Source organism: Arenimonas soli (genome assembly GCF_014643775.1).
GTDB classification, from domain to species: Bacteria; Pseudomonadota; Gammaproteobacteria; order Xanthomonadales; family Xanthomonadaceae; genus Arenimonas; species Arenimonas soli.
Window position 1 is genome coordinate 51,526 of the sequence record NZ_BMKC01000002.1, and the last position, 12,816, is coordinate 64,341.

Annotated in this window: 12 protein-coding genes; 4 read left to right on the plus strand and 8 right to left on the minus strand. The window is 68.3% G+C overall.

The features are described 5' to 3' along the window. On the plus strand, window positions 1-966 hold the full coding sequence (locus IEX13_RS08410) for a dimethyl sulfoxide reductase anchor subunit family protein (protein WP_188663172.1): 966 nt from the start codon (window positions 1-3) through the stop codon (window positions 964-966). Here IEX13_RS08410 and hemC read toward each other — a convergent pair. The 6 genes from hemC to IEX13_RS08440 all read right to left on the minus strand — a co-directional run bounded on the left by hemC (window position 963) and on the right by IEX13_RS08440 (window position 5,574). Further along, window positions 963-1,871: a hydroxymethylbilane synthase gene (hemC, locus tag IEX13_RS08415; protein WP_188663174.1), complete on the minus strand. Its 909-nt coding sequence runs from the start codon at window positions 1,869-1,871 to the stop codon at window positions 963-965. The two genes, IEX13_RS08410 and hemC, sit on opposite strands and share 4 nt — an antisense overlap. An 11-nt stretch (window positions 1,872-1,882) precedes the next feature. Then, window positions 1,883-2,614 (minus strand): LytR/AlgR family response regulator transcription factor, encoded by a 732-nt coding sequence (locus tag IEX13_RS08420; protein WP_188663176.1) that lies wholly within the window; start codon window positions 2,612-2,614, stop codon window positions 1,883-1,885. A gap of 31 nt (window positions 2,615-2,645) precedes the next feature. Beyond that, window positions 2,646-4,175 carry a hypothetical protein gene (locus IEX13_RS08425; protein WP_188663178.1) on the minus strand — a complete coding sequence of 510 codons (1,530 nt, stop codon included), beginning with the start codon at window positions 4,173-4,175 and terminating at the stop codon, window positions 2,646-2,648. Between the two features lie 22 nt (window positions 4,176-4,197). Then, entirely contained in the window at window positions 4,198-4,869 is a 672-nt protein-coding gene (locus IEX13_RS08430; RefSeq protein WP_188663180.1) for an alpha/beta hydrolase, read from the minus strand. Between the two features lie 52 nt (window positions 4,870-4,921). After that, window positions 4,922-5,098: a hemin uptake protein HemP gene (locus IEX13_RS08435; RefSeq protein WP_188663182.1), complete on the minus strand. Its 177-nt coding sequence runs from the start codon at window positions 5,096-5,098 to the stop codon at window positions 4,922-4,924. Window positions 5,099-5,172: 74 nt separating this feature from the next. After that, window positions 5,173-5,574 carry a host attachment family protein gene (locus tag IEX13_RS08440; protein ID WP_188663184.1) on the minus strand — a complete coding sequence of 134 codons (402 nt, stop codon included), beginning with the start codon at window positions 5,572-5,574 and terminating at the stop codon, window positions 5,173-5,175. 178 nt (window positions 5,575-5,752) lie between these two features. On the opposite strand from IEX13_RS08440, the gene IEX13_RS08445 reads away from it, so the two are divergent. From IEX13_RS08445 to IEX13_RS08455, 3 genes are all read left to right on the plus strand, one after another. Then, entirely contained in the window at window positions 5,753-7,759 is a 2,007-nt protein-coding gene (locus IEX13_RS08445) for an amidohydrolase family protein (protein ID WP_188663186.1), read from the plus strand. 480 nt (window positions 7,760-8,239) lie between these two features. Further along, window positions 8,240-9,295 carry a helix-turn-helix domain-containing protein gene (locus IEX13_RS08450; protein ID WP_188663188.1) on the plus strand — a complete coding sequence of 352 codons (1,056 nt, stop codon included), beginning with the start codon at window positions 8,240-8,242 and terminating at the stop codon, window positions 9,293-9,295. A 126-nt stretch (window positions 9,296-9,421) separates the two neighbouring features. Then, window positions 9,422-10,294, plus strand: a complete 873-nt coding sequence (locus tag IEX13_RS08455; protein ID WP_188663190.1) for a CPBP family intramembrane glutamic endopeptidase — start codon at window positions 9,422-9,424, stop codon at window positions 10,292-10,294. 93 nt (window positions 10,295-10,387) lie between these two features. Here IEX13_RS08455 and rpoD read toward each other — a convergent pair whose 3' ends face one another. Next, window positions 10,388-12,244, minus strand: a complete 1,857-nt coding sequence (gene rpoD / locus IEX13_RS08460) for an RNA polymerase sigma factor RpoD (RefSeq protein ID WP_188663192.1) — start codon at window positions 12,242-12,244, stop codon at window positions 10,388-10,390. 97 nt (window positions 12,245-12,341) lie between these two features. Continuing rightward, the gene (gene dtd / locus IEX13_RS08465; RefSeq protein WP_188663194.1) at window positions 12,342-12,779 is read right to left on the minus strand and encodes a D-aminoacyl-tRNA deacylase; all 438 of its coding nucleotides are present in this window, start codon (window positions 12,777-12,779) and stop codon (window positions 12,342-12,344) included. Between the last annotated feature and the right edge of the window lie 37 nt (window positions 12,780-12,816).

The window sequence follows — 12,816 nt, forward strand, 5'->3', positions numbered from 1 at the left end:
ATGCATCCCGCCTTTTCCGTGCTGTTTTTTTCCACCCTGTCGGGCGCCGGCTACGGCCTGCTGGCCTGGACCATGCTGCTGCTGGCCTTCGAGCGGCCCGGGGCGCTGATGGGCAATACGCCGCTGCTGTTCCTGGGGCTGCTGGCCGCGGCGACGGCATTCTTCACCACTGGCCTGCTCAGCTCGCTGGGCCACCTGGGGCAGCCGCAGCGCGCCTGGCGGGCGTTTTCGCAGTGGCGCACGTCCTGGCTTTCACGCGAGGGCGTAATGGCGGTGCTGGTTTACCTGCCGGTGGGAGCCCTGGCCTGGTGGCTGTCGGCGCCACTGCGCGGCGTGGAAGCCGGCGCGGGTTTGCCCGACGAGGTGCGCTGGGTTATCTGGACCGCGCTGCTGTTCGCGCTGGCCACCGTGGTCTGCACGGCGATGATCTACGCGTCGCTCAAGCCCATCCCGGCCTGGCGGCACCCGCTGGTGCTGCCGGTTTACCTGGCATTCGCGCTGCTTTGCGGGCTGCTGCTGATGCTGCTGGGCCAGCGCCTGGCCGGCGGCGTGGCGATCGCGCCGCTGCTGGTGGTGGCGGGCGGCCTGGCGTTTATCGTGGCTTTCATGAAGTGGCTGTACTGGCGCGGCATCGACCGCAGGCCGCTGCCGGTCAGCAAGGCGTCGGCGCTGGGCCTGCCGGAAGGACGCGAGGTGAGCGTGTTCGAACGCCCGCACACCGAGGCCAATTACCTGACCACTGAAATGGGCTTCGTGCTGGCGCGCAAGCATTCACGCAAGCTGCGGGTGATCGCGGTGCTGCTGTTCGGCCTGGTGCCGGCGGCCTGCTGCTGGCTGGCCTGGATGTTCCCCGCGGCCGCCACGCCCGTGCTGGCGGTGGCGGTGCTGGCCTCGTTGCTGGGCGCGCTGGTGGAGCGCTGGCTGTTCTTCGCCGAGGCCAGGCACCTCGTGATGCTCTACTACTAAGGCAACAGCGCGTCGGCGCCGCGCGCGACCAGCATGTCGGCGACCTGTTCGCCGAGTTTGTCCGGCTCGCTGGCGGGGCCGCTGGCGTAACCGCGCACGGTCTTGCCGGTTTTTGCGTCGCCGACCAGGCCTTCGAGCGACAGCTTGTCGCCCTTGAGCGTGGCGTAGGCAGCGATCGGCACGCGGCAGCTGCCGCCCAGCAGGCGGGTCATGGTGCGTTCGGCCTTGGTGCACGCCGCCGTGTCGGCGTGGTGCAGCGGCGCGAACAACGCAGCCGTTGCCGCGTCGCCGGCGCGCACCTCCACCGCCACCGCGCCCTGGGCCGCAGCGGGAATGAAGCGTGGGGCGTGCAAGCGTTCGCGGATGCGCGCGCCCATGCCCAGGCGTTCGAGGCCGGCGCAGGCCAGCACGATGGCATCGAAGTCACCGGCATCGAGCTTGGCCAGGCGGGTGTTGACGTTGCCGCGCAGGTCGCCGATGACCAGGTCGGGCCGGTGCGCGCGCAGCAGCGCCTGCCGGCGCTGCGACGAGGTGCCGACGCGGGCGCCGAAGGGCAGCTCCTCGAAGCCGGCATAGGTGTTGGACACGAAGGCGTCGAAGGGATCGGCGCGCTCGAGCACCGCGGCCAGCGCGAAACCCGCCTCGAGATCCATCGGTACGTCTTTGAGCGAATGCACGGCGGCGTCGGCGCGGTCTTCCAGCATCGCCACCTCCAGCTCCTTCAGGAACAGGCCCTTGCCGCCGATCTCGGCCAGCGGCTGGTCCAGCACCTGGTCGCCGCGCGTGGTCATCGGCACCAGTTCGACCTGCAGCCCCGGATGCGCCTCGCGCAGCAGCGCGGCCACGTGTTCGGTCTGCCACAGCGCCAGCGCGCTTTCGCGCGTGGCCAGGCGGATCTTTTCCATTCGTCCTCCCCCTAGAGGTGTTTCAAGCGTTCGCGCAGCGTCGGCAGGCAGCGACGGCTGACCTCGAGCGCGGCATCGTCGTTGCGCAGCATCGCGCGCACCTGGCCGTCGGCGCCGCGGCGCAGTTCGGCGAACTCGTCGGCGGCGACCAGGCAGTTGCGGTGGATGCGGATGAAGCGTTCGCCGAATTCGGTTTCCAGCGACTTCAGTGATTCTTCGATGAGGTCTTCGCCGCGGGCATGGTGCACGACGACGTATTTTTCCTCGGCCTGCAGGTAGCGGATCTCGTCCACCGGGATCAGGCGCAGGCTGCCGCGCAGGCGGGCGCTGAGGTGGCTGCGCTGGCGCGGCGGGCCGCCGCCGGGTCCGGGCAGCTGCTGGGCGCTGCGATGGCGGCGGGCACGTTCCAGCGCTTCGGCCAGGCGTTCGCGGCGCACGGGTTTGACCAGGTAGTCCACGGCCGCGGCTTCGAAGGCCGCCAGCGCGTGCTGGTCGTAGGCGGTGCAGAACACCACGGCCGGCGCCGGCCGCAGCCCGGACAGGTGCTGGGCGGCTTCCAGGCCGTCCATCACCGGCATCGAGATATCCAGCAGCACGATGTCCACCGCCAGGGCTTCGGCCTGCTCGACGGCCTCGCGGCCATTGGCGGCCTCGCCGGCGATGACGTGCCCGCCCACCTCGCCCACCAGCGCCTTGAGGCGCTCGCGGGCCAGCGGTTCGTCGTCGACGATAAGCAGCTTCATCCCCGAAGTATGCCCCAGAGACGACGCCGGCTCAGCCGGCGCGTTCCACGAGCAGCCGTACCGGCGCGGATCGCTGGCTGTCGGCGTCCAGCAGCGTGGCCTCGTAGTCACCCGGCGCCAGGAAAAGCTGGCAGGACTGGCCGGCCGCTTCGATGACGCAGCGATCGCCCGGCACGGCCTCGGGGTCTTCGCCGACGCGGCGGGCCTCGAGCAGGCAAGGAGCTCTTTCGCAGGTTAGTGGTACTTGCGGCGCGGGCACGCGCCAGCCGCCAAGGCGAAGCCAGCCGGCGTCGGCGGAGCGGTCTTCCGGCAGCGGGATGAACGCGGTGCGGTCATAACCCCGGCGGGTAATCGCACCGCCCCGGTTGTCTGCGAAATACGGCTGGCCTGCCAGCTCGCCGTCCTGGGATGGCGTGACATAGCCCTGGTTGGCGCGGCCCGGGCTGAACCCCTCCAGCCGCGAGACCGCATTGCTGATGGCAAGAGGTTCGGTTTCCAGCATGGCGGCCAGTCGCATGCCCATCATGCCCGGAGGCCTGCGGTCGTCGGGCGCCTTGGAGATATGGGCGCCGCCCCCGATCACGACGATGCGGGCGTCGGGCGACCCCTCGAATACGCAGGCGATGTTGCGCGCCTGCTCCTGTTCCCGAGCAGGGCTTTGCGGGTCGGGAAAGCCGTGTTCGTACGCGACCAGCGTATAGCCTTCTGCGAGGGCCATGCGCACAAGTTCACCAAAGACCGGATCGTCCGTGTAATAGCCGGTCTTGCTTGTCGCGTAGCCGCGCGAATGCAGTTGGTCGTCGGTAATTACCGAACTTGCGCAGGGATGGTCCGTGGTTCGCGTGTAGGCCAAGGTTTCGAGGGCCAGGTGGGTGAAACCGAGCTTGCGTAGCTCGCGCACGAACATGAAGTTCGCCGCGCGCTGGTTGGAGTGGCCGTGGGTTTCGTTGAACATCACGACGTTCCGCCCTTCCACCAGCCGGGCCAGCGCCGGCAGCGCCGGGTAGAGACCCGTCAGCCCCAACCTGGCGGCATCTGCTTTCGGGATGCCGCCAAAGTAGTTTGCATGCGCGTAGTCGTAGTCGCCCACCAGGCTGGCGCGCTGGGCCTGCAGCTGTCCGAAATGTCCGACCGTCGAGGGGTCGGCGCCTCGCTCCGGGCTCGGCGCGTTGCCCTCGGCCAACGCGGTCCAGCCGGCGGCATATTCGGTCCAGGGCGAACCGGCGCGAGGCTTGAAGTCGATAACGGCCAGCCACGGGTTGCGAGCTTCGAAGTCCGCCCTCAGCGCCGCCCAGTCCTCGCGCTCGCGAAGGGCGGCAAGCGCCGGGTCGTTGCGCAAGGCGCGGTCGCCCTGGTAACCGGCGGCGACCGCCTGTGCAAGCGACTGCATGGCGGCGTCGGGTTCGCCTGCGGCCGCCTGCGCGACCGCCTTCTGGTACAGGACCACCGGCGGGCTGGCCTCCCCGTCCGACGCTTCGTTTTCGGCTGCATCGACAGCGATGGCTGACTGCGCTACGGGCAACAGCAGGACCAAAGCGATTCCATGACGTGCGTAGCGCATGCCGGCTCCTTGGTTTTCCAGTTCAGCCGGCCTTGAATCGCCGGTCCATCCAGTCGCCCAGGTCGCGGATCTCCTCGGCGCAGACGTTGTGCTGCATGGGATAGCTGTGCCAGTCCACGTCCATGCCCAGGGTCTTGAGCAGGTCGCGGCTGCGGGCGCCGAAGCCTTCCGGCACCACTGGGTCGTGCGTGCCGTGGGCCATGAAAACCGGCGTGGCCAGGGCCTGCGGTGTGGCTTCGGCTTTCGTGGTCGAGCCCATGGGCAGGTAGGTGGACAGGCCGATGAGTCCGGCGACGGCGCGCTCGCGGCGAACACCGGCGGCCAGCGCGATGGCGCCGCCCTGCGAGAACCCCGCGAGCAGCAGGCGCTCGGGCGGCACGCCGCGGGCGTTCTCGCGCGCGATCAGCGCCTCGACCTGGGCGATGGATTCGCGCACGCCCGATTCGTCGGCGCGCTGGTCGAGGTCGAGGTTCTTGAGGTCGTACCAGGCGCGCATCGGCACGCCGTTGTTGAGCGTGACCGGACGCACCGGCGCGTGCGGGAACACGAAGCGCAGCGCCGGCCAGCCGGGCCGCAGCAGCTCGGGAACGATGGGCGCAAAATCGTGGCCATCGGCACCCAGGCCGTGCAGCCAAAGGATGGTCCAGGCGGGGTTGGCGCCAGTTTCTTGTTCGACGGTTTCCAGCAAAGGCATCGGCGGGGTTTTCTTCGGACGGAAAATCCCATTATGCCCGCCCTGTCCGGGCCTACTTCACCAGGATCAGCTTGTCGTTGCGGGTGTGGCGCAGGCGGTAGACCTGGTCGCCGTGGCGGATGAGCACTTCGCGGCTGCCACGCATCAGCTCCCGGCTGTCGTGGTCAGCCTGGGCGCTGCTGCGGTGGGCCGAGGGAATCTGGGCGGGTTCGGGCTGGGGGGCGTGCATGGCCGGCTCCTTGGGGAATCGACCTTGATGATAATGATTCGCATTTGCATGTCAACCCGCCCCGCCCGGAAACCTCAGTCCAGCGCCTGCAGGGTCTTCTGGATGTCTTCCACCGGCGAGTTGGTCAGCGTCTTGGCCACTTCGGCGACGACACGCTGCTGCACTTCCTGGTGCAGCAGGGGGCGCATGCGGCCCAGGGTGGTGGGGTCGGCGATCAGCACCAGTCGCTCGTAGCGGTGGTTCAGGGCGCCGTCGTTGAGCACCTGGGCCAGCTGCTTGGCGAAGGTGGCCTCGACGATCTGCTGGTCGGAGGCGTCCTTGGGCATGCTGCCCGCGGGGCCGTCGATCATTTCGCCCAGCTCGAGGATGTCGAACTGGTGCAGCTTGATCTTGTGTTCGTTGCCCTCGTTGCGGAACACGCGGGCGCCCGCGCCGTCGGCGACTACGATCAATGAATCGGCAGGAATCTTGGTCATGTTCGTCTCCGGGTGGTCTTGGCCCATGACTGTCTCGCACCGGCCATAAACCTGAGGTGAGTGGCCCGCGGCGCCACGCGGCCGGCCGCAGGGCGTGCATGCAGGAATGACTTTGTACCCGTATCGGGTCCAGACCGGCTGGGGTAGGGTTTGCCGACGCTCCCCGGGGATCCTTGCCATGTCCATCCGACTGTTCGCCCTGCTGTTCATCGCGCCCGCCGTGCACGCCGGCGAGACCCGCGAGCTGCGCTACGACTGGCTCACCCAGGGCGAACCCAGCGGTTCGCTGGTGACGCGCATCGGCGAAGACGGCCAGCGGCACAGCAGCTTCGAGTTCAGCGACCGGGGGCGCGGGCCGAAGATCGAAGAACACATCCAGCTCGATGCCGCCGGATTGCCCGTGGCGATAACGGTCGAAGGGCGCACCTACATGGGCGCGTCCGTGCAGGAGGAATTCAAGCGCGACGGTGCCACGGCCCAATGGACCTCGACGCTCGACAGCGGCAGGCAGCAGCCCGAAGGCCCGGTGTTCTACGCCGCGGCCGAAGGCACCCCGGACCAGACCGCGCTGCTCGCCCGCGCCCTGCTCCGGGCCAAGGACCAGCGCCTGGACCTGCTGCCGGCCGGCGAGGCGCGCATCGAGGCCCTGCAAAGCCATACCTTCCAAGTGAAGGGCCAGCCGGTGCGCGCCACGCTGCACGCCATCTCCGGCCTGGGCTTCACCCCCGACTTCATCTGGCTGGACGACAACAACGAGCTGTTTGCCTTGAGCTACGGCTGGATGGGCCTGGCGCCCGAGGGCGCCACCGGCGTCTTCAAGGAAGCCGGACGCCTGCAGGACGACGCCGAAGCGGCCTGGCTCCGCCGGCGCGCGGAGGAACTGACCCAGTCGATGCCGGGCCGCTGGTGCCTGCTTGGCGCACGCTGGTTGGACGTCGATGCAGGCGAGCTCAATGCGGCTTCGAACATCCTGGTCAGCGACGGGGTGATCGAAGCCGTGGGCACGCCGGCCAAGGTCGACTGCGCCGGACTGGCCAGCATTGACGCCGGCGGCCGGGTGGTGCTGCCCGGCCTGTGGGACATGCACGTGCATGCCGGCGCGGACGACGGCCTGCTGCACATCGCCAATGGCGTGACCGGCGTGCGCGATTTGGGCAACGACCACGAGGTGGTGATGGGGCTTGCGAAGGATTTCGCCAGCGGCGAGCTGGTCGGGCCGCGACTGCAGCGCTCTGGCTTCATCGACAAGAAGAGCCCCTACACGGCACCGACCGGCGCGCCGGTGGATACCCTCGAACAGGCCCTGGAGCAAATCGACGCCTACGCCGCCCAAGGCTATCCGCAGATCAAGATCTACTCGTCGATCCCGCCGGAATGGGTGTCGCCGATCGCCAAACGCATCCACGGCCATGGCATGCGCCTTTCCGGCCACATCCCCGCCTTCATGACCGCCGAGGAAGCTGTCCGCCAGGGCTTCGACGAGATCCAGCACGTCAACATGCTGTTCCTGAACTTCCTGGCCGACGAAGAAACCGACACGCGGACGCCGGCGCGCTTCCTGAAGGTGGCCGAAAAAGGCGGCAGCCTGGACCTGGACAGTACCCAGGTGCGCGACTTCATCGCCCTGCTCAAGGAGCGGGACGTGGTGGTGGATCCGACGGTCGCCATTTTCGACAACATGTTCCGCCACCGGTCGGGCGAGCTTTCGCCGATCCTGGCCAAGGTGGTCGACCACCTGCCGCCCAGCGTGCAGCGCGCGGCCCGCACCGGCCGGCTTGCCATCGATGACGAAAATGCCGCCCGCTATGCCGCCGCGGCGGACGCCCAGCTGGGCATGATCCGCCGGCTGCACGACGCGGGCGTGCGCCTGGTGCCCGGCACCGACGCCGTTGTCGGGTTCACGCTGCATCACGAGCTCGAGCTCTATGCCAGGGCGGGCATTCCCAATGCCGAGGTCATCCGGCTGGCCACCTCGTCGGCGGCGGATATCGCCGACACCGGGGTGAAGGTGGGTCGCATCGCGCCGGGCCAGGCCGCCGACCTGCTGGTGGTCGACGGCGATCCGCTGCAGGACATTTCGGCCCTGCGTCGCGGCGTGCTGGTGGTGCGCGGCGACCGGGTGCACCGGCCGGATGCCATCTTCCGGAGTTTGGGAATCAAGCCGTTCGTCGAGGCGATTCCGTAAGGCGTCGGATTGGTGGGCCCACCAGGACTCGAACCTGGAACCAAGGGATTCGCGTGGTTCCGGAGTTTCCCCCGGCGCGGACTATCTCTTCACCCTTCGCCGAAGCGGGTGGGGTGCGGGACGCTCTAGCCTGTGATCAAGGGCACTCCAGCCCCCAGGTAGTCTCTGCACCTTCCGGCGGTGTACCGCCGGCTTGGCTCAGGATTGCCGCCGTCCGTGTCGCCACGCCGCTGCGGTTTCCCTGAATTCATCCCGTTCTCGTCCGCCCATTCCTGGACGGCGACACCTTTCGATGAGTCCCCTGCTCTAACCATTGAGCTATAGGCCCTGAAGCGCCGTCATTCTACCCTCGCGAGCCGCACAGGACCGGGATTGGCCAGCCCCGCCCGGAACAGGGCCACCTGGCCCGCCGGGCAGGGGGCGGCTGGAGACGGGGAAACGGCCACAGGCTAAGATTCCGCGACCTGGCCGGAAACCGCGATGCCACTGGAAATCGTATTGCGCGCCGCGGGCGCGGCGGTGCTTCTGATGACGGCCTGCGTGCTGCTGGCCTCGGCACCGCGCGCGGCGCTTGCCCGGGCCTTCCTTCCTCTGGCGCTCGGTGTCGCCGGCTTCCTCGGGGTGAACACCGCCTTCGACGCGGCGGAACTGCCGGAACCGCTGTGGTCGATCTCGTCGTTCTGCAGCCGGATGGCCGCTCCGGCGCTTTGGCTGTTCTGCCTGGTGCTGTTCGACGGCGGTGTTCGCTCGCGTGGTGCCGCCGCCGCGGTGATCGGCACCTGGTTGCTGCTGGTGGTGGTCGACAAGCAGTACTTCGGCCCAAGGCCGGGGGGAATCCCTCTTTCTCCGGTCCTGGTCGGGCTGGGCACGGCGCTGGTGCTGCATGCCGGCTGGCGTGTGCTGGTCGAGCTGCGCGGCGACCTGGTCGAGCGGCGGCGGCGCGCACGGCCACTGTTCGCGCTGGTGCTGCTGGCCTTCCTCGCGCTGGACTTCGCGGTCGACGCGCTGCAGGGCTACGGCTGGCGGCCCGCGTCCTTCTTGCTGCTGCAAAACGGTCTTGTTCTGGTGATGGGCAGCGGTCTGGCGATATGGCTGCTGCGCGCGGAACCGTCGCTCGCCACTGCCATTCGCAGCACTCCCCCCGCCCACGAACCGGCCGCCGACCCAGGGAAGGACCCCGAACTGGCGCTGCTGGCGCGGATCCAGGGGACGATGCGCGAAAGTCGCCTCTACCTGGATCCGGCGCTCACGATCAGGGCGTTCGCGCTCCGGGTGGGCCTGCCCGAACCGACCGTGCGGCGGGTGATCAACCATCGCCTCGGGCACGGCCACTTCAGCGGGTTCGTCAATGGCTACCGGGTCGAGGAGGCGAAGCGGCGGCTGCGCGACCCGGCCACGGCCGGCGACAAGATCCTGGCGGTGGCGCTTGATTCCGGGTTCGCGTCGCTGGCCTCGTTCAACCGGGTCTTCCGCGAGCTGGCCGGCTGCACGCCCAGCGCGTTCCGGGCGGGCGACGGCCGGCCGCACGGAGGCTGAGCAGCCTGGCTTCGCGGGTTTCGGGGAGACGGCAAGGGTTTTGGGGAGTGATCCCGCCGGTTTTGGGGAGCCTCGACGCAGCCCCGGCACCAAGAATGGTGCCCCCTCCCCGATCCTCCCTTCGCCATGCCCACCCATACCATTCCCTCCGTTTCCAGCCCCGATGCGGCCACGGGCAAGACCCTGGCCTTCCCGGGCTCCGCCGCGCCGGCGACCCGCCGCTCGCCGGTCGCGACCTCGGTGGTGGTCATCCTCGCCTTCCTGGCGGTCAACGCGATCGGGCTGGTGCCGTTCCGCGCCGTCGCCGGGGATCTCACCGGCTGGTCGCGCATGGCCGCGCTGGCCACGGTCGGCTACGGCCTCTACCTCGTGGTGCCACTGCTGGTCGCCGTTTGGCTGGTGGGCCGGCACCAGGCGATCGCCAGCCTCGGGCTGGCCGGGTCGCCGTGGCAGGGGCTGGGCGTCGCGGCGGCCTGCAGCGCGATCGTGCTGGCTTGGATCGCCGCCACGTCGTCACCGATCCCGCCTGACCAGCTCGCGCTGGCGCTGGTGCGGACCGCGCTGCTTCCCGGCCTCGCCGAGGAGATTCTTTTTCGCGGCTTCCTGTTCGGCGTGCTCTGGCGCTACGCACGCTGGGGGTTCCTGCCTGCGGCACTGCTGTCGTCGGTGGTGTTTGGGCTCGAGCATGTCTACCAGGGCAACGACGCGAGCGAGGCATTCGCGATCGCCGTACTGACCGGCATCGGGGGCGTCTGGTGGTCCTGGCTGCTGGTGGAGTGGCGCTGGAACCTGTGGGTGCCAATCAGCTTCCACGTGCTGCTCAACGCGTACTGGACCGCGTTCGCAGTCGCGGATGACGCATTCGGAAGCGCCATGGCGGTCGCCGTTCGGCTCGCATGCATCGCGCTTTCGGTGCTGGCGACCCTGGTGTATGTGCGCCGACACGGCGGCCGGCAGGTGACCGGCTCCGCCTGGATCCGGGGTCGGGCGCCGGCCTGAATTGTCCGGCAGCTAATGGAAACGGCCGCTTTCGCGGCCGTTTTTCCACTCACCCCCGGCCCTCTCCCGCAAGGGGAGAGGGAGGAGAAGCGCTTATTCGAGGTCGAGGAAGCTGCGCAGCTGTTCCGAGCGGGTCGGGTGGCGCAGCTTGCGCAGGGCCTTGGCTTCTATCTGGCGGATGCGTTCGCGGGTGACGTCGAACTGCTTGCCGACTTCCTCGAGGGTGTGGTCGGTGTTCATGTCGATGCCAAAGCGCATGCGCAGGACCTTGGCTTCGCGCGGGGTCAGGCCGGCCAGCACGTCGCGCACGGTTTCCATCAGGCCCAGGTTCGTGGTCGCGTCGATCGGCGACTCGATGCTGATGTCCTCGATGAAATCGCCCAGGTGCGAATCTTCGTCGTCGCCGATCGGAGTCTCCATCGAGATGGGCTCCTTGGCGATCTTGAGCACCTTGCGGATCTTGTCCTCGGGCATCTCCATCTTCTTGGCAAGCTCTTCCGGGGTCGGTTCACGGCCCATTTCCTGCAGCATCTGGCGGGAAATGCGGTTGAGCTTGTTGATGGTCTCGATCATGTGCACCGGGATGCGGATGGTGCGCGCCTGGTCGGCGATCGAGCGGGTGATGGCCTGGCGGATCCACCAGGTGGCGTACGTGGAGAACTTGTAGCCGCGGCGGTATTCGAACTTGTCGACCGCCTTCATCAGGCCGATGTTGCCTTCCTGGATGAGGTCGAGGAACTGCAGGCCGCGGTTGGTGTACTTCTTGGCGATGGAGATCACAAGGCGCAGGTTGGCCTCGACCATTTCCTTCTTGGCCTTGCGGGCCTTGGCCTCGCCGTAGGCCATGGCGCGGTTGATTTCCTTGATGTCCGGCAGCGACAGGAACAGGGACTGTTCGATGCCCACCAGCTTGTGCTGCTCGGCGACGATCTCGTCTTTGTGCTCGCGCACGCCCGAGGCCCACTTCTGCTTGCGACGGATGACTTCGTCGGCCCAGTCGAGGTTGATCTCGTTGCCCGGCCAGGCGCGCAGGAAGTCCTTGCGCGGCATGCGGGCACCGCGCACGCAGATGTCGAGCACCTTGCGTTCGTGTTCCTTGACCGAGTTGACCACCTCGCGCAGCTTGCGCACGAAGGCGTCCATCAGCGCCAGCGGCAGCTTGAGGCGCAGGAACTCGGCGGCCATTTCCTCGCGGACCTTGACGGTCTTCTTGTCGGAGGCGCCGTACTTGACGTGGGTCTTCTGGAACTTGGTGTACAGCGCCTTGAGCGCGTCCATCCGGCGGCCGACCTCGGCGGGGTCCGGACCGGTGTCGACGACGGTTTCTTCTTCGTCGTCGCCGTCGGTGGCGTCATCGTCGTCTTCGGACTCGGCGTCTTCGTCGCTGGCGGTGGCCGCGTCGGGCACCACGGCCTCGGGCTCTTCCATGTCCAGGAAGCCGACCACGACTTCGTTCAGGCGCTTCTTGCCTTCCAGGTGCTGGTCGTAGTCCTCGAGCAGCAGTTGGATCGACCACGGGAAGCTGGCCAGCGAGGCGTGGACCTGGTTGAGGCCTTCTTCGATGCGCTTGGCGATGGCGATTTCGCCTTCGCGGGTAAGCAGCTCGACCGAGCCCATTTCGCGCATGTACATGCGCACCGGGTCGGTGGTGCGGCCACCTTCGCTGTCGAGCGCGGTCAGCGCGGCGGCGGCTTCTTCGGCGGCGGTGTCGTCGGAGTCACGCTGCGACGAGGAATCGGACAGCAACAGCGTCTCGGCATCCGGGGCAACTTCGTGCACCTCGATGCCCATGCCGTTGATCATGCCGATGATGTCTTCGAGCTGCTCGGCATCGACGATGTCGTCGGGCAGGTGATCGTTGACCTCGGCATAGGTCAGATAACCCTGCTCGAGGCCCTTGCTGATCAGCTGCTTGATTTCGGACTGCTGCGCCGGACGATCGTTGGCCATGAAAACGTGTCCCGAGACGAGGGAAAATGGAACCGCGCAGTATACAGGACGCCCGCCCACCTAGCTATCTGTTTGATTAACCGGGGGTTTTGGGCGCCTAGGACTGCAGCCGGAAGGTCACTGGGCCATCGTTGGCCAGGCTGACAAGCATGTGGGCGCCAAAGCGGCCGGTTTCAAGGACCGGGTGCCGGGCCCGGCACAGTTCGACCAGCCGCTCGAAGCCCCGCCGGCCCTCTTCCGGGCTGGCGGCCGAGGTGAAGCTGGGCCGCATGCCGCTGCGGGTGTCGGCCGCCAGGGTGAACTGGCTGACCAGCAGCAGGCCGCCGCCGGTGTCGGCCAGGGACCGGTTCATGCGGCCCTGGTCGTCGGCGAAGACCCGGTAGCCCAGCAGGCGCTCGGCCATGCGGGCGATGCGGGCTTCGTCGTCGCCCGGCTCCACCGCCACCAGGGCCAGCAGGCCGGGGCCGATGGCGCCGACGATTTCGCCGTCGACCCGGACACTGGCTTCAAGCACGCGCTGGATGAGGGCGATCATGCCGGCATCGTCGCCGTGCCCGGTCCGGGCGGTCAAT